Source organism: Thalassobacillus sp. C254, assembly GCF_001310615.1.
On record NZ_BAXQ01000032.1, the window covers coordinates 24,330 to 39,444 of the forward strand.

General features: G+C 42.4%; 17 protein-coding genes and 1 pseudogene. 16 read left to right on the forward strand and 2 right to left on the reverse strand.

Annotated features, from left to right (window positions below; genetic code table 11):
- The first annotated feature begins 4 nt into the window (after positions 1-4).
- The 5 genes from JCM19033_RS19735 to JCM19033_RS19755 all read left to right on the forward strand — a co-directional run bounded on the left by JCM19033_RS19735 (position 5) and on the right by JCM19033_RS19755 (position 2,426).
- Complete coding sequence (locus tag JCM19033_RS19735; RefSeq protein WP_054637601.1) at positions 5-295, forward strand: cell wall-binding repeat-containing protein; 291 nt, start codon at positions 5-7, stop codon at positions 293-295.
- Entirely contained in the window at positions 268-1,149 is an 882-nt protein-coding gene (locus JCM19033_RS19740) for a cell wall-binding repeat-containing protein (RefSeq protein ID WP_054637602.1), read from the forward strand. Before JCM19033_RS19735 ends, JCM19033_RS19740 begins: the two co-directional genes overlap by 28 nt.
- A complete protein-coding gene (locus JCM19033_RS19745) occupies positions 1,053-1,388 on the forward strand; it encodes a C40 family peptidase (protein ID WP_083465612.1) in 336 nt (111 codons plus the stop codon). Before JCM19033_RS19740 ends, JCM19033_RS19745 begins: the two co-directional genes overlap by 97 nt.
- Before the next feature lie 217 nt (positions 1,389-1,605).
- Complete coding sequence (locus JCM19033_RS19750) at positions 1,606-2,058, forward strand: hypothetical protein (protein WP_054637604.1); 453 nt, start codon at positions 1,606-1,608, stop codon at positions 2,056-2,058.
- A gap of 113 nt (positions 2,059-2,171) precedes the next feature.
- Positions 2,172-2,426: a hypothetical protein gene (locus JCM19033_RS19755; protein WP_054637605.1), complete on the forward strand. Its 255-nt coding sequence runs from the start codon at positions 2,172-2,174 to the stop codon at positions 2,424-2,426.
- A 17-nt stretch (positions 2,427-2,443) separates the two neighbouring features.
- Here the strand turns inward: JCM19033_RS19755 and JCM19033_RS19760 are convergent, their stop codons facing one another.
- Positions 2,444-5,005, reverse strand: coding sequence for a CotH kinase family protein (locus JCM19033_RS19760; RefSeq protein WP_054637606.1), 2,562 nt, complete (start codon positions 5,003-5,005; stop codon positions 2,444-2,446).
- 202 nt (positions 5,006-5,207) lie between these two features.
- Here JCM19033_RS19760 and JCM19033_RS19765 point away from each other — a divergent pair, with 202 nt between their 5' ends.
- The 8 genes and pseudogenes from JCM19033_RS19765 to JCM19033_RS23840 all read left to right on the forward strand — a co-directional run bounded on the left by JCM19033_RS19765 (position 5,208) and on the right by JCM19033_RS23840 (position 11,209).
- On the forward strand, positions 5,208-5,939 hold the full coding sequence (locus tag JCM19033_RS19765) for a polyphosphate polymerase domain-containing protein (RefSeq protein WP_054637607.1): 732 nt from the start codon (positions 5,208-5,210) through the stop codon (positions 5,937-5,939).
- Positions 5,940-5,960: 21 nt separating this feature from the next.
- On the forward strand, positions 5,961-6,638 hold the full coding sequence (locus JCM19033_RS19770; RefSeq protein WP_054637608.1) for a DUF4956 domain-containing protein: 678 nt from the start codon (positions 5,961-5,963) through the stop codon (positions 6,636-6,638).
- Between the two features lie 146 nt (positions 6,639-6,784).
- A complete protein-coding gene (locus JCM19033_RS23835) occupies positions 6,785-6,958 on the forward strand; it encodes a hypothetical protein (protein ID WP_157049988.1) in 174 nt (57 codons plus the stop codon).
- An 85-nt stretch (positions 6,959-7,043) separates the two neighbouring features.
- The gene (locus JCM19033_RS19775) at positions 7,044-8,270 is read left to right on the forward strand and encodes a glycosyltransferase family 4 protein (protein ID WP_054637609.1); all 1,227 of its coding nucleotides are present in this window, start codon (positions 7,044-7,046) and stop codon (positions 8,268-8,270) included.
- A gap of 21 nt (positions 8,271-8,291) precedes the next feature.
- Positions 8,292-9,667 (forward strand): annotated as a pseudogene (locus JCM19033_RS19780) (sugar phosphate nucleotidyltransferase).
- A gap of 115 nt (positions 9,668-9,782) precedes the next feature.
- Positions 9,783-9,974, forward strand: a complete 192-nt coding sequence (locus JCM19033_RS26750; RefSeq protein ID WP_269758430.1) for a hypothetical protein — start codon at positions 9,783-9,785, stop codon at positions 9,972-9,974.
- Between the two features lie 158 nt (positions 9,975-10,132).
- Positions 10,133-10,993, forward strand: coding sequence for a helix-turn-helix domain-containing protein (locus JCM19033_RS19785; protein ID WP_054637610.1), 861 nt, complete (start codon positions 10,133-10,135; stop codon positions 10,991-10,993).
- Positions 10,994-11,047: 54 nt separating this feature from the next.
- A complete protein-coding gene (locus JCM19033_RS23840) occupies positions 11,048-11,209 on the forward strand; it encodes a hypothetical protein (protein WP_157049989.1) in 162 nt (53 codons plus the stop codon).
- 287 nt (positions 11,210-11,496) lie between these two features.
- Here the strand turns inward: JCM19033_RS23840 and JCM19033_RS19790 are convergent, their stop codons facing one another.
- The gene (locus tag JCM19033_RS19790; RefSeq protein WP_054637611.1) at positions 11,497-12,282 is read right to left on the reverse strand and encodes a LysM peptidoglycan-binding domain-containing protein; all 786 of its coding nucleotides are present in this window, start codon (positions 12,280-12,282) and stop codon (positions 11,497-11,499) included.
- 483 nt (positions 12,283-12,765) lie between these two features.
- On the opposite strand from JCM19033_RS19790, the gene JCM19033_RS19795 reads away from it, so the two are divergent.
- Genes JCM19033_RS19795 through JCM19033_RS19805 form a run of 3 tightly spaced genes read left to right on the forward strand, consistent with a single transcriptional unit; the run spans position 12,766 to position 14,896 of the window.
- Complete coding sequence (locus tag JCM19033_RS19795) at positions 12,766-13,422, forward strand: GntR family transcriptional regulator (RefSeq protein WP_269758433.1); 657 nt, start codon at positions 12,766-12,768, stop codon at positions 13,420-13,422.
- Positions 13,419-14,099: a DUF2848 family protein gene (locus tag JCM19033_RS19800; protein WP_054637613.1), complete on the forward strand. Its 681-nt coding sequence runs from the start codon at positions 13,419-13,421 to the stop codon at positions 14,097-14,099. Before JCM19033_RS19795 ends, JCM19033_RS19800 begins: the two co-directional genes overlap by 4 nt.
- A gap of 11 nt (positions 14,100-14,110) precedes the next feature.
- Positions 14,111-14,896 (forward strand): carbon-nitrogen family hydrolase, encoded by a 786-nt coding sequence (locus JCM19033_RS19805; protein WP_054637614.1) that lies wholly within the window; start codon positions 14,111-14,113, stop codon positions 14,894-14,896.
- Positions 14,897-15,115 lie beyond the last annotated feature (219 nt).

Here is a 15,115-nt window from a genome sequence, read left to right on the forward strand (position 1 = left end):
AATCATGAAGAAAGGTTTTAAGTTTGGTATATTTATAGCTTTACTCTTTGGTCTGTTCGCTTTTTCACTGTCTCCGGCAGACGTCAAAGCAGTGGATCGAATTCATGGAGATAACCGTATAGAAACGGCCATAGAAATTTCCAAATACGGGTGGAATTCCAGCGGCCATGTGGTCCTGGCTCGTGCTGATCATCCCGCAGATGCGTTGGCTTCAGCAAGTCTTGTAGCCAAGACAGGAGCCCCATACTTCTCACAAACAGTGAATCTTTGGGAGATGGGATTCTTGAAGAACTAGATCGGTTAGGAACACACACAGTGTACCTATTAGGGGGAGAGCAGGCGATTCAGCCGGAAGTGGAAAATACTTTAACAGCTGAAGGTCTGGCCGTGACCCGTGTCGCTGGAGATAATCGTTACAGCACAGCGGAAGCTGTTAATGCAGAAGCCGGGTACAGCGATAAAAGCACGGCCATTCTTGTGAGCGGGGAAGTAGCAGCTGATGCGTTAAGCGCATCTGGAATGGCTGCCAATCAGGAAAGGCCGATTTATTTAACTAGACCGGACTCATTATCGGCGAACCTTCCAGATTCAGTCAATGAGGTCATTATCTTTGGCGGTCCAAGTGCAGTAAGTGAAGCAGTGGAGTCAGAGCTGAAAAATGATGGGAAGGAAGTTCGTAGAATCCAAGGTGATAATCGCTTTGCTACGAGTGTGGAAGCGGCAAATGCAGCTAATTTACAGGGGGCCCATAATATTATTGTCCGTGGAACGTCGGTAAATAGCAGCAAGGAAGATTACCCGGATGCCGTTGCAGCTGCAGGATTGGCGAACCAGTTGAATGCCCCGGTAGTCTTGTCTCACCACGATTCGCCCCGTTCCTCTACACTAGATTATGTGAGTGAATCTGACAAACAGCCTATTATTTTAGGCGGACCAGCAGCAGTTAGTGATGAAGCAGCACAATCATTTACTGACGAAGGTATTTACAAAGGAACCAGTGAAAATACTCACAGTGAATTTATTGACGATGTCATTGCAACAGGGAGAAGTACATGGGAGCGGAGTATGAGTTTGGCGCATCACCGCACCGCACAGATCGATTTGACTGTTCGTCTTTCACTCAGCGAGTGTTTGCTGAAAATGGTGTAGACATCCCGAGAGTATCAAGGAATCAAATCAATGCAGGTGAAGAAGTATCGACCAATGATCTTCAAAAAGGGGACTTGGTGTTTTTTGATACAGGCGGCGATGATGTGATCAACCACGTTGCCATCTATATAGATGAAGATAAACTCTTTCATGCCACGGTTACGTTAGGTGTAGATTATACTGGCTTTACTCCTTATTGGCAGGATGCACTTGTGGGGGCAACGAGAGTCACTCAGTAATCAGGAAAGTATTTGCAGGAAGCTGTCAGGCATTAGGTGCCAGGCAGCTTTTTTTATTGAATGCCCGCTACTACGGCAATATAGAAGGGTCTAATTACAAGGCGGAGTGAGATGAAATCCAACAAAGGAAAACAGACTTTTTTCGTCATACCTTTTTTCTAAAAAGTGCAAATAGTGATACAATTTATGGTGAGTGTTAAAAAAGAAGGAGTAAACAATGAATAATAAAAAACTGTCTCATTTACCAGTCATTTTTGTTATTGCTTTGTTAACGTTATCTTTTATTCTCATCCTCCTGATTGATGTATGGAATCTCTTTGGCGTAAGGGACCTTGTGATTGAATATCGTGACTTCCCGTATTTTTGGTTTCACTGGTTTTTAGTTCCAGTTGAAGTACTTCAGTGGCCCATGCTTGGGCTATGTATTCTTACCTATGCTTTCATTGCCGGGATAGCTTATAGGAATGGAGAGAAGGAAGTTCTTTCTTTTTGGCTTTTGCTTGGTGCGGGAGTGATCCTGATGCTGATGGAAGATGCGGGGGATGTACGGCATATTATCCGTAATGATATTGAAGAAATAACCGGGGAAAGCAGCTATGGCTACATAGGAACAATATTTGAATTAAGTTATTTTGCTGTCCTGGCTCTTATCCATTGTATGCCATCTTGAGGTACCGAAGGGTCTATTGGCCTGTCAAAGCAACAAAGGGGTATTTCCTTCTCGGCTTTTTTTGTTACGGACTGGCTGTCTTTTCTTCCTGGGCAGGAAGCGCTTTCCGCTCAGTGACAGAGTTTAATGACCTGTATACCTTCGCAGGGCAATTCATCGTACGTCCTCTTTTTCATTTGAATGAAGGAGCGAGAGAGCTCTATGAACAGACCAATATGGAGTTCGCTGAGCGAGGAAATCACTTAGTGGAGTTTTGGTTTATGGACCGAGTGTACGAAGAGTCATTGGAGCTCTTGGGAGCTGGTGCTTTACTAGCTGCCGGGTTGTCTTTTCTATTTTACATGAACAACAAGAAAGACCGTCTCTAAGAGACGGTCTTGTCATGCTATTCAAATACCGGGGTGAGATTAATATCATTATCTACTTGTAAATGAAGGGTTTCCTCATCTTCTTCAAACTCTTCCCACCCAGCAAAAGAGTAGCCTTCTTCAGGAATAGCGGTTACTTCAAGGGTGGAACCTTCAAAATAGTCCGCTTCCCATGAATCTTCGACGGTATAATCGTTTATTACGACCTGGCCTTCAGAGGATGAGTTAACAGTGATATTGAAGGTACCTTCAAGGTCAAAATGGTTGATGACGTGTTCTCTCATCGCTTCTGGACGATCTGCAGCAAACTCTCTTCTAATTTCTACTTCTTGTTCCCACCTCTCAAAGGAAGAAGGAGCTCTCCAACGGGCTGACTGTTCTTCCATTTCCGGTTCAATGACACTCGCCATTTCATCAATGCGGTTAACCACATACTCTGGCTCAAAAGCGGTGTTCATTAAGTCTGAAAAACGGGTAACGAACTGTTCACTGAATTCCTCATTTTCAAGAAGATTTCTCAGCAAGGAGGTAGCCCATGGTTCGTTAGGGCCATCACTATCATCATCGGTAGCCCAGTGGATGGTGTCGTGGGTGTAATCCATAGGGTTTCCGTAATGGTCAGTGCGGTCTGCTGCGTAAATTTGGAAACCAAAGTCTGTATCATATAATAGCCAACGCCATCTTCCGTCATGCCCAGGCTCTGCGTCAGGGGCATAAGAAGTGTTTTTTCTCCACATTGCCAGATTATTGTGAGGCCAATCTGTGTTTCCAAAGTAGATATTGGATACGTTGTAATCGATATAGTTATCTACATCCATAAGTGTCTGTACGTATTCATAGTTTCCAGGATCGGACATATCATTTCGCTCTACAAAACGAAGCATGCTTTCATAGTGTTCTTCATCGCCGGGTGAGCCATCAGATACAGAGCCATCGGCATTTAAGATCGTTACATCGTTTTGATCCATTCCATAGTGGCTTTCAATATACCGGTCATCCTGGCGCTCTCTAATATTGTGCAGTCCCCAGTATTCTCCATTTAATAAGACGACTGCCGGGCGGTACCTTTGTGTATCTACGTCAGTGAAATCTCTTACTAAGCTTTGCAGCATGGCGTCCTTAAACATCATGCTGTTCCAGTCGTTTCCTGACTGACGAAGGAGCAGCCGTTCAAATTGCTGAACATCTCCTTCTTCAAAAAACGGGTAGTCAAGGTAGCCTCTTCCGTAATCATGACGAGCATAGAGGCGGAGGGATTTTTGCGGATAACGCCGGGTTAATCCCCCGTGAATCCTTACACCTAAATCTTCAGCCAGCTCACGCTCTCCTTCTTCATTATAAAATTCAAAGCTTGCAGGCCGTTCCCACTCATGTCCTCTCTGGTGGTAGTTTCCGGTGTTGTCTGGTCGTTCGGCATTCTCATCATGGTGGATGCCGGGTACGTAGATTCCGGTTTCTTCATGAAAGAAATGCTCAGCATCGGTGGCAAGTGAAATGACAGGAAGAGAGAAGCGGTCTTCTCCTGCTTCATCCACCATATAAGAATGGGTAATGGTTTCGCTTTTCACGCCATCTGAACGGATGGCTTTAGCTCTTATTACATTAGCTTGAAACAAAGTTTCAACGGAATGGGCATCCCAGCCCTCTAATACAGTTGTGGTAATGTCTGCCAGGTTTGGCTCTGAGGAAGACAAATCAGAAATAGAGATCGGGGAATCATATACCTCTGAATCAGTAGTAGGTTCAGAGCCATCCAGCGTGTAATAGACAGTGGAACCTTCCTCAGCTTCAATTTCTAATTGAAATTCATCAGTATAAAATCCGCCTTCGTGTGAGAACGCAGGCGGAGCAGCAGTTAAATCAAAATCAGTTTCATGGATTTCTTCGTAATACTCCTCGATAGGATCTGTCCCTTCAATGGGATTCCCCCGTAAGTAGAGGCGTGTACGGAGCTGATTTAAGTTACGCAAAGGCTCCAGAGAAGTAACATTGTTATTTCTCATATTTAAGTCTTCCAGATCACTAAGGTTGGCAAGCGCAGAAATGTCTTCAATGTAATTATCTCTGATGTTTAATTCTTCCAGGGTATCGAGAGAAGCCAGCAGGTCAATATTTACAATCTGGTTATCTCGTAAATTTAAAGAGACTAATTGTTCCAGCTCTTCAATTCCTGACAAATCTTGAATATGATTTCCTCTTACGTCCAACTCTCTCAACGTCGTTAGGTTGGAAAGCATTTGCAACGATTCAAGATCATTATTTTGGATAGATAACTCTTCGAGGTGTTCCAGCGCTGTGAGCGGCATTAGGTTTTCAATCTGATTGTCACTGAGGTCCAGCCTGCGAAGCTCAGTAAATTGCTGTAATCCGTCAATGTTTTGGATATTTGATCCGCTCAGGTCCAATTCATAGACAGTGGTTGGATCAACTGATTGGATCGGTTCTCCGGTAGTATCAGTAAAAGAACTTTCTAGATTTTCATCTGCAAACGAAGCCCCGTCTGGGGTGATGACTAGGGCTATGTACCATATAATAAGTAAAATTGGCAGGGATATCAGAATAACAAGACCTTTTCTCAAAACAATCCTCCTGTGTTTACAAAAAATTAATAGTGAGCTAAAAAATTATACCGATATTTACGCTTTTCAGCAAACCCAATTTATTGATAACATCATAGTTTCATTGATTTTTAAAAAATTTGACCTTATAATTATTTACGTGTCATTTACGAAATATTAACAAACTCTAAACATATTCGGTGTATTAAAGGAGGCGGGGCGCTTGTCAAAAGAGATATTTAGCCGGTATGAAGTTAAGTATTTAATTCCTTTCGATAAATATCAAAGATTAGTAGAAGCAATGATGCCCTATATGCGCTTTGATAAATTTGGAAATGAAGGAAGATACAACATAGTCAGCCTTTACTTTGATTCCCCTGATTATAAGATATACTATGAAACCCGTAATAAGCTGCGCTTCAGGCAGAAGCTGAGACTTCGCGTCTACGATAATGTGACGGTGAATGACACGTCTTTTTTGGAAGTGAAACAGAAGTTTAATAATGTGGTTAACAAACGCAGAACCTCCATTAAACTAAATGATGCTTATAAATACATTTATGAAGGTGAAAAAGAGAACCTTCAGGCATCGAACTTTCAAACCCTTCGGGAAATTGATAACTTTAAGACCCTTTATAATCTGCAGCCAGAGGTTGTTGTAAGTTATGACCGGCAGGCATTCCATGGGTTATTTGAAGACGACCTTCGCGTCACGTTTGATTACAATTTAATGTGCCGAAGCGACGATTTACGAATCGAGAATGGACCGCAGGGAACGAACTTTGTTGACCCGAATTTGGTCATCCTCGAAGTGAAGGTGAATAATAGCGTACCGTTGTGGCTTGCTCGTATGTTAAGCGATTTTGAATGCTCCAGGCAGAGCGTTTCTAAATTCTGCACAAGCATTGACTTAATGACGGGAGAAGAAGAAAAGAAAGCAGTCAGTCAATTTTAGCAGTAGTAAAAGGAGTACTCCATGAATCAATTTAGCGACATTATTAATCAATTTACTGTAACAAGTACTACAACCACTCTTACAGAAGCATTTATGGCAATCATCTTAAGCTTTGTCCTAAGTATGATTATTACGGTTCTATATAAACATACGTATAAAGGGTCTCAATACTCTCAATCCTTTGTCCACACGATCATTATTATGAGTGTGGTTGTTTCTATCGTAATGATTGTAATTGGTAACAATATTGCTGTAGCGTTTGGTTTGGTTGGTGCCTTCTCAATTATTCGCTTTAGAAGTGCCATGAGTGATCCAAAGGACATCGCGTTTATCTTTTTTGGAATGGCCGCAGGGATTGCGAGTGGTTTAGGATTCTATATGCTGGCGATTCTTTTTACCTTAACATTAAGCTTCTTAATTTATGTATTGTATGTCATGGACTACGGAAGCAAAGGCGAAGCCTTGAAGCGTTTGCGAATTACGATTCCAGAGAACCTACATTACGAAGACCTATTTACTGACATCTTTGAGGAAAAGCTGGAGTATGTAGAACTTCGAAGCGTAGAGACAACAAACCTTGGAACGATGATTCAGCTCGATTATTCTGTTCGTAACAAAGAAGGCGTCCTTGATAAAGAATTAATGGATGCCATTCGCGAACGAAATGCAAATCTAAAAGTCTCGATTAATTTCTCCTAATAAGCAGCACACAGCATGTAATACATGCTGTGTGCTTTTTTTGTAATATATATAGGGTGCCTTATGGGGTGCCTGGCACCTATAGGGGTTTGTAACATAGAAAACGGTACAAGTCGTGATATAGAAGGAAAAAGGCAAACGGAAATATGACAGCCACCAAGTGCCAGGCACCCATAGAGGTTTGTAACATAGAAAACAGTACAAGCCGTGATATAGAAGGAAAAAGGCAAACGGGAATGTTACAGCCGCCAAAGGTGCCAGGCACCCCTGTACTGGCAAGGGAAATTTTTATCAAAAATCCCTCCATTGTTCTTGATTAAGAACAGGTGGTGATATATTATGTAGTTAGGTTCTCAATGAAGAACAATAGATGCTTGGAAAATTCTTTTTAAAGAAGGGATCCGTATGAAAGTACTTTATGTAACGGCAAGGTCTCCCTATCCACCTCATAAAGGAGATCAATTAATAGCTTATGAGCAAATCAAAAAACTTGCCGCAAGCAGTGTGAAAGTCTACCTTATTAGCTTTGTCAGCTCTGAGGGAGAAGAAAAAGAGCTAAGAGAGGAAGTAGGAGACTGCTGTGAGGCCATTTATACACTTTCTATACGAAAATCGACCCAAATACGAAATCTGGCAAATTCGCTGACTAACAAAAAACCATTTCAAGTCAATCTTAATACAAATACATTCATAAAAACCAAACTGGATAACATTGTTGAAACGGTTTCGCCGGATCTCATCCATGTACAAACCGTAAGAATTGCTGATTATTTTCTCGATACTGACATCCCTAAGGTAGTAGACATGATTGATGCTCTTTCCCTCAATATGAAAAGAAGAGCTGAGAAAGAGAAGTTTCCTTTAAAGCAAGTATGCCGGATAGAGAGCAAGCTTCTTCGTGCCTACGAAGAACGTGTGCTTTCAGAGTATAGCAAAGCCTTGCTTGTATCAGAAAGTGATACGAAAGCATTTCCGCAAGCAAACATCACCGTCAACCCGAATGGCACCTACATCACGAAAGAATATCTACAGAACTATGAAACGATCAAGAGGGAAAAAATCATCCTTTTTCATGGGAACATGGGATACTTCCCAAACGTGGAAGCCATGACTGTCTTTGTGAAAGAAATATGGCCAAGGATTCATGGCAAGTACCCGGATTACAAGCTTTATATTGTAGGAAAAAGTCCGTCTTCTAAAATTCAAAGCTTTCATGGGCAGCAAAACATTGTCGTAACTGGCTTTGTAGAAGAAGTGTGTGAGTACTTAAAGAAAGCTGCCATTGGGGTCTATCCGATGTACTCGGGAACGGGAATGCAAAACAAAATCCTTGAAGCCCTTGCCTGCGGCCTGCCTAGCGTGGCTACTCCCCTTGCTTTGCAGGGGATCAAAGGAATATCTGATCGGGAAGTTATTAAAGTGACCAACAATGATGAGCTCTGCCGAAGTATTGATAACTTAATTCAGGAAGATCTTGTAAGGCGTGAGCTTAGTAAAAAAGGGCAGGATTTTATCTTTAGAAATTATTCATGGGAAAAGAATGTAGATACTCTGATAAAGGTTTGGGAAAAGGCTGCTTCAAAAAACGTTGACAATGATTCGGTCCTTAAGAAAGAGGCTCTGTATTTATAATATGGTGGAGGAGGAAGACGGATGAAACTGGTTTTGTTATCAGGCGGGTCTGGAAAGCGTCTCTGGCCGCTATCAAATGATGCTCGCTCTAAGCAATTTTTAAAAGTGCTAGAAGGAAAAAATGGGGAAAAGGAATCCATGGTTCAGCGGGTCTGGGGGCAGCTTGGTGAAGCAGGGCTGCAGGAGAACACAATGATTGCCACCAGCAAGGCCCAGGTGGATATGCTGCAAAGTCAACTTGGACAAGATGTATCTATTATTACAGAGCCTGAAAGACGGGATACCTTTCCAGCGATTGCCCTTGCTGCAGCGTATCTTTATTCCATTCAAGGCGTAGAGCTCGATGAAGTGGTGCTGATCCTGCCAGTAGACCCTTATGTAGATGACCAGTTTTTTCATAGAATCAAAGACATAGAGGAGGTACTTTCCTCCACAGAAACCGACATAGGACTTGTCGGAGTCACCCCGACATACCCATCCGAAAAATACGGCTACATTGTTCCCGAAGCACACAGCCAGGAATCTTCCTCCCTGCCAGTCAGCTATTTTCGGGAAAAGCCTTCTGAAAAAGAGGCAGCTGCACTCATAGAAAAAGGAGCCCTGTGGAATTGCGGAGTATTTGCGTTTAAGCTTGATTATATGATTTCTTTTCTTGAAGAAAAGGGTCTGCCGATTCAGTACGAAGAGCTTCTCAAGCAATACAGCATACTTCCAAAGAACAGCTTTGATTATGAAGTGGTGGAAAAAACGAAGAACATAGCCGCTATCCCCTATGACGGGTATTGGAAAGACCTTGGTACCTGGAATACACTCACTGAGGAAATGACTACTAGTATAATAGGGAAAGGGAAAATGTGTGAGGCTTCCACTCACACACATATCGTGAACGAACTTGATATACCGTAGCCGTGTTAGGATTGAGGAACACAGTGGTCGCGGTGAGCCCAGACGGGATTCTAGTAACCGAAAAAGAAGCAAGCCCGAAAGTAAAGGACGCCATTAAAGATCTGGTTCAGCGTCCTATGTTTGAAGAGCGTCGTTGGGGCTGGTACCGGGTGCTGGATTATACAAAGCAGGAAAGCGGAAATGAAATCCTGACAAAACGCATTGGTGTGGCAAAAGGAAAGAATTTAAGTTATCAGCTTCATCTGAAGCGAAGCGAAGTATGGACCATTATCAAAGGCGAAGGAGAATTCGCTTTAAATGATGAAATAAGGAAAGTTGAACCCGGAGATGTGCTTGAAATTCCTGTGGGAGCAAAACATGGGATCAAGGCAAACGAAGATTTGGAATTTATTGAGGTGCAGCAGGGAAGCGAGCTCATCGAAGAGGATATTATTAGAATATATATGAATTGGGAAGAAGTAGAGGGAGCATGCGCCTTTGCGAGAGGATAACAGAAGAAGCGGGGATCTTGTGAGGAAAAGCAAGGTCCCCGCTTCTTTGCGATGCCTTTTGCGGTGGGGTGCCTGGCACCCATAGAGGTTTGTAACATAGAAAATAGTGAAAGCCGTGATACAGAAGGAAAGCGAAAAACGGAAATATTACAGCCGCCAAGGGTGCCTGGCACCCATAGGGGTTTGTAATATAGAAAACAGTGAAAGCCGTGATATAGAAGGAAAGCGGAAAACGGAAATGTTACAGCCGCCAAGGGTGCCAGGCACCCACCGTTGGCATTCCTCAATTAATCCTTTACTAGGATAAAAGTAGCCCTTCTTAAAATAGGGAATTATAATTAAAATCATAATTTTTCCATTTTCATGCTTAATAACTATAGAAAAATAAGTAAAACATCTTTATGATAGGGGTAAGTTAAAATCGTAGAGAGAACTGGAAGAGAGAAGGGTGGGGGACAATTAGACATGAGTGTAAGACAAGTAGGACGTGTTTTATCCCATCTCCGTCAAGCAAGAGGCCTGAAAATCGAAGAAGTGTGCCGGGGGATCTGTACAAGAGAAGAATACAGAGACTTTGAGTTATCCCTTCAGTATCCGAGAGTGGATGTCCTGCAGAAGCTCAGCTGCCGGCTGCAGATTGAACTCGAAGACTTTTTTCAAATCAGAAATGAAGAAATTAATGATTACGGCGGTGCCATAGAAAATATTATACGTCGCTTTATTCGCTACCGGGATTATGCCTTTATTTATGAAATCGTGTCACGGGAACTGGAGGATGAACCATTATCCTGGGATAGATATCGTCAGCAGTTTTTGCTGTGGCATATGGGTATTTGCCAATACCATCATCTGGGAGACGCAGCCAAAGCACTGGACACATTGGAAGAAGCATTGCAGTTAACGTATACATCAAAGGAACCAATAAAAGAACGAGAAGTTGAAATTGTGATCAGCAAAGCCATCATTCATTGTGAAATAGGGGAACTTGAGAAAGCAATCAGGATTTATAATAAGGCATTAAATTTGATGGCATCAAGCCCGCACTTAAATAACCCTCATATTCACATTCGTATATTATACTCCTTATCCAAAACTTACACGGATGAAGAAGAGTATGAAAAATCCTGTGAGATGATTGAACAGGCCATTGATATGTGTATTGATAATGAAACCATGTATCTGTTTGGGGAATTGTATTTCCAGCTTGGTGAAAACTACATTAATTTAGGCAGGATCAAAGACGGTGAAATGATGATTCAAAAAGCGATTGTGCTATTTGAAGCCCAAAAGCATACAGAAATGGTAGAACTATCAAAAAAGAACTAGGGAATTTGTTAAAAGTGAAGTAATATATAGGTAGGAATGAAAGGAGGGGAAAATATGAAAAAAGCTGCAAAGACACTTGCTAGTTTTGCCATCGTTGCTTCTCTTTTTAGCTTTGGGTTATTTGGAGGCGTAACAGGTGATTTTGATGAAGCAGTCAAAGGAAAACCTGCCCAAGATGAAGAAGTTAGCGTTTTAGGGTTACCGCACCGTCACTAATACTTAGGTAAAATAGAGCAGGAATGCCTTTTTAGGTGAAACCTGTTCTTTTTTTTGAACTTTTAAGGATGTTCTCTATGAGAGGAAGTAATGTGAAAGAGCCTCGACGATTCATAAAGGGCTTCTTCTTTTTCATATAGATATTGCCCCTTATAAGAATTATATACTTAAAAAGGACTTCCCCTTTGTTTCAAGGAAAGTCCTTTTCATGGTTAGAGAGAAGCTAGCTTAGCGTTCTGTTGCTTGTACAAGAGCCGGTCTGTCTCCACCTGTTGTATAAGTGATGTTCATTTCGTCTCCTGCATAGAAAGGAATATCGTTGTTATACCTAGCTTTAACGCCCGTTCTTCTCCATGTATCTCCACTGCGATCGTATGCATGTCCGTGTAACCAACCATCGTAGCCTGAGCCGTTACTACACCTGGAATGGTCAATTGTTCGCCTACGTTTATATGGTGAGTTGATTTGTTATTTAGGTTCTGCAATTCTCCAACTGTAGTCCCAAACCGGTCAGCCAGACTAAAGAGCGTATCTCCTGATACTACTCTGTATTGATCATAGGACGGGTCACTTGGCGAAGAAGAGTTCTCTTCCCTTGAATCGCTGCCATTGCTGCTTTCTAACGTCAAGCTCTGCCCGGGATAAATGGTGTTGCTCCCCAAATTATTTGCTTCTTTCACCTCATTTACAGTCATTCCGGCACCCGTTGCAATGCTGTAAAGGGTGTCACCTTGTTCGACGGTATACTCTGTCGTACTCCTCGTATCATTGTTCTCTCCAGAAGCTGGTGAGTCATGTACCGGACCACCTGGAGGAACTAAGAGCTCTTGACCAACTGCGAGCTCAGTGGAATGCCCCATTTCATTTTTATTTTGCAGCTGTTCCACCGTGACTCCGTATTGTTGTCCCAGAGAATAAAGTGTATCTCCTGGCTGCACTTGATAAACTTCACTGCACGCACAGGCGCTGGAAGAAGATGCCGCCCCGGCAAAGAGACCAGCAGCTACAACCAAAGATGCAACAACCTTTCCAAACGGCCCTCTCTTATGTTTCTCATTCAAATGATATGTCATAAAAACCAACTCCTACGTGGGTTTACTTATCCCTACCCCTTTTTTCCTAGACCTAATCTAGAAAGTGAGTAATTATCATGGAACAGAGTTTGGTTGTACAAGGTATGGGAATCATTTTTGTGAAAATTAAAGCTCTGTTATTGGCAACTGCTGCTTTTATATCTAGTTAGTCGAAGGTCTAGCAAATTGGTTTCCAGAGGAAAATGAGGCATGCCAGTGGCACAGAAAACACCATGAATGGATTGTGCCACATGCACCTTTAGATACAAGCGAGTGTTTTTTAGCGAAAATCAAAAACAAGATGTCATAAGGTTTTTTTACAAAGATTATTTGAAAAAAAGTAATAAATAAAATTTTATCATTAGTTTGACAATTTCATTAATATAGGATAAAGTACTTAGTAATGAGAGAGTGGTATACCACACACCGCACACCATATATCGGTTTTTAGAGAGCTAGTGAGGAGTGTTAGTTTTGAAAAAGGTGGGAAAGTTCGTTTCTTACACGGATCAAGTATACAGAGAGATAAAGGCTGCAATTATCAGCCAGGATATTAAGCCGGGTGATACGCTGCAGGAACGAACAATTGCCGATACCTTAGGAGTGAGCCGTACACCGGTAAGAGAAGCATTAAAGAAATTGGAATTTGAAGGATGGGTGGAGACGATTCCCTGGAAGGGGGTCGTTGTAAAAGAAATCGACAGGCAGGATATACTGGAAGTCTTTCAATGCCGCTGCGCCAATGAAAGTTTTGTCGGCATTCTGATTGCTGAGAGCATAACAGATGAACAAATCGAGGCTCTTGAAGGCTTTTACAAGAAGATGGTGGAGCTTTCCACTCAAAATAAGCAAGAATTTATAAATGAGGACAGAAAGTTTCATATGTATATGGCCCAGCTGACTAATAACAGCCGCTTAATACAGTTTCTTGACCATTTAAGCGATCAGATGCTCCGGTTTGGGATTCGGGCTGTGGACAATGATTTCCGTACAAAAGAAACACTTGAAGAACACCAGTCAATTTTGCAGGCACTAAAAAACAGGTCTGTCGATGAAACACGCCAGGCTATTGAAGAACACATTAAAAATAGTGAAGAAGTACTGATAAGGTTAGTCGACAAAGAGGAGGGCAAGCTATGAGCAGCAATGATACCAGCTTAACGATTACAAGCAGCAATGAAAACAAAGGTCTTTCTATAAACAATGTGCTTTGTATTGGTTACTCAGGAAGAAACCAGGAGAAGGTAAAGGAGCATATTGAGGAGCTTGCGGAGCTCGGCGTACCCCGTCCGGAGCAGACACCTACTCTTTTTCCTATGAGACTATCAAGTCTGAACACGACTGGAAAAATGGAAGTAATAGGAGATCAGACCTCAGGGGAGGCAGAGCTTGTCTTTATTTATGGAGACAAGGAAGAGGAAGTGTATGTGACGGTAGGAAGCGACCACACGGATAGAGAGTTAGAGACAGTACATATCGGAAAGTCAAAGCAGGTGTGTGACAAGCCGCTGGCTTCCAAAGTCTGGCCGGTGAAAGATGTAATCGATCATTGGGATGAGTTAGTTTTGAAAACAGAAATTAAAGTGGACGGCCAGTGGCAGTCTTATCAAAACGAGAAGGTATCAGCAATCATGCCTTACGAAGACATCAAGGAAAATTTAAAATCACGGGGAATTGAGCTTCCTAATTCTGTGTTTTTTGCAGGGACAGTCCCTTTGCTTGAAGGCTTCAAGTTTGGCGAAGCCTATGAAATGTCTCTTGAGGATCCGGTTAAAGGAGACTCTATTATACTTCATTATGAAGTCCAGGAGCTGTAAGGAGGGGTAGAATGAGAATCTTAGTTTTCCAGATTGATATTGTGCCGGGAGATCCGGAGGCAAACAGAAAGAATATATCCAAATGGTTTAAAGAGCAGGTTTCCAGTGAGGAAACCGATCTGGTTGTTCTTCCTGAAATGTGGACCACCGCTTATACGCTTCCTGATCTTCATAATCAGGCTGAGCCGCCAAATCATGAAACCATTGATTTTCTTAAAAAACTCGCACAGGAATACGGTGTGCACATTGTCGGAGGCTCTATCGCTGTTAAAGAGGAGAGCGGCATTTACAACCGGGCAATCGTGATCGATAAAAAAGGGAGCGTTGTCTATGAGTATGACAAGCTCCACCTTGTCCCGATGCTGAAGGAACCAGACTACCTTGCACCTGGTCGTGAAAAAGTGAAAGTGTTTGAACTGGATGGAATTAAAATGGGGATTGTCATCTGCTTTGACCTTCGCTTTCCTGAAATTATGCGTGAGCTTGCCCTTCAGGGAGCCCAAGCCCTGTTTATCCCTGCAGAATGGCCGGATGCAAGAGCTGGTCACTGGGAGGTGCTTCAGCAGGCCAGAGCGATAGAAAATCAGATGTATGTCATATCATCAAATCGAGTCGGCGCGTATGACGGGGTGGAATTTGCCGGCCGCTCGATGATTACAGACCCGTGGGGGAACGTGCTGGCAAAGGGAAGTCAGGGGGAGACAGAGTTTTTAACGGCTTCTCTGGACCTGGAAAATGTGAAAAATGTGAGAAAACAGGTTCCTATTTTTGATAGCAGAGTTCCTCATTTATATTAAATAGATTGCTTTGCCAATTTTTATGCAGGCAGGAAAAAGCATGAGGGAAACTTTCTATATAGATATAATGCATTACTGGTATCCGTATGTACAGAGGTTCTTAATTTTACTAAAGGGGTGACTAACATTGAGAAAAAGATGGACAATGACTATGACTGGAGCAGCGATGGTACTTGCACTTACAGCATGCGGGGGAAATGGTGACGAACCAGCTGGCGG

Bases quoted from the DNA above. Each gene is read 5' to 3' on its own strand.
- JCM19033_RS19805 (WP_054637614.1), top strand. From the start codon at position 14,111: ATGAGAATCTTAGTTTTCCAGATTGATATTGTGCCGGGAGATCCGGAG.
- JCM19033_RS19790 (WP_054637611.1), bottom strand. From the start codon at position 12,282: ATGACATATCATTTGAATGAGAAACATAAGAGAGGGCCGTTTGGAAAG.
- JCM19033_RS23840 (WP_157049989.1), top strand. From the start codon at position 11,048: ATGAAAAAAGCTGCAAAGACACTTGCTAGTTTTGCCATCGTTGCTTCT.
- JCM19033_RS19785 (WP_054637610.1), top strand. From the start codon at position 10,133: ATGAGTGTAAGACAAGTAGGACGTGTTTTATCCCATCTCCGTCAAGCA.
- JCM19033_RS19750 (WP_054637604.1), top strand. From the start codon at position 1,606: ATGAATAATAAAAAACTGTCTCATTTACCAGTCATTTTTGTTATTGCT.
- JCM19033_RS19745 (WP_083465612.1), top strand. From the start codon at position 1,053: ATGGGAGCGGAGTATGAGTTTGGCGCATCACCGCACCGCACAGATCGA.
- JCM19033_RS19775 (WP_054637609.1), top strand. From the start codon at position 7,044: ATGAAAGTACTTTATGTAACGGCAAGGTCTCCCTATCCACCTCATAAA.
- JCM19033_RS19770 (WP_054637608.1), top strand. From the start codon at position 5,961: ATGAATCAATTTAGCGACATTATTAATCAATTTACTGTAACAAGTACT.
- JCM19033_RS19735 (WP_054637601.1), top strand. From the start codon at position 5: ATGAAGAAAGGTTTTAAGTTTGGTATATTTATAGCTTTACTCTTTGGT.
- JCM19033_RS23835 (WP_157049988.1), top strand. From the start codon at position 6,785: ATGACAGCCACCAAGTGCCAGGCACCCATAGAGGTTTGTAACATAGAA.
- JCM19033_RS19800 (WP_054637613.1), top strand. From the start codon at position 13,419: ATGAGCAGCAATGATACCAGCTTAACGATTACAAGCAGCAATGAAAAC.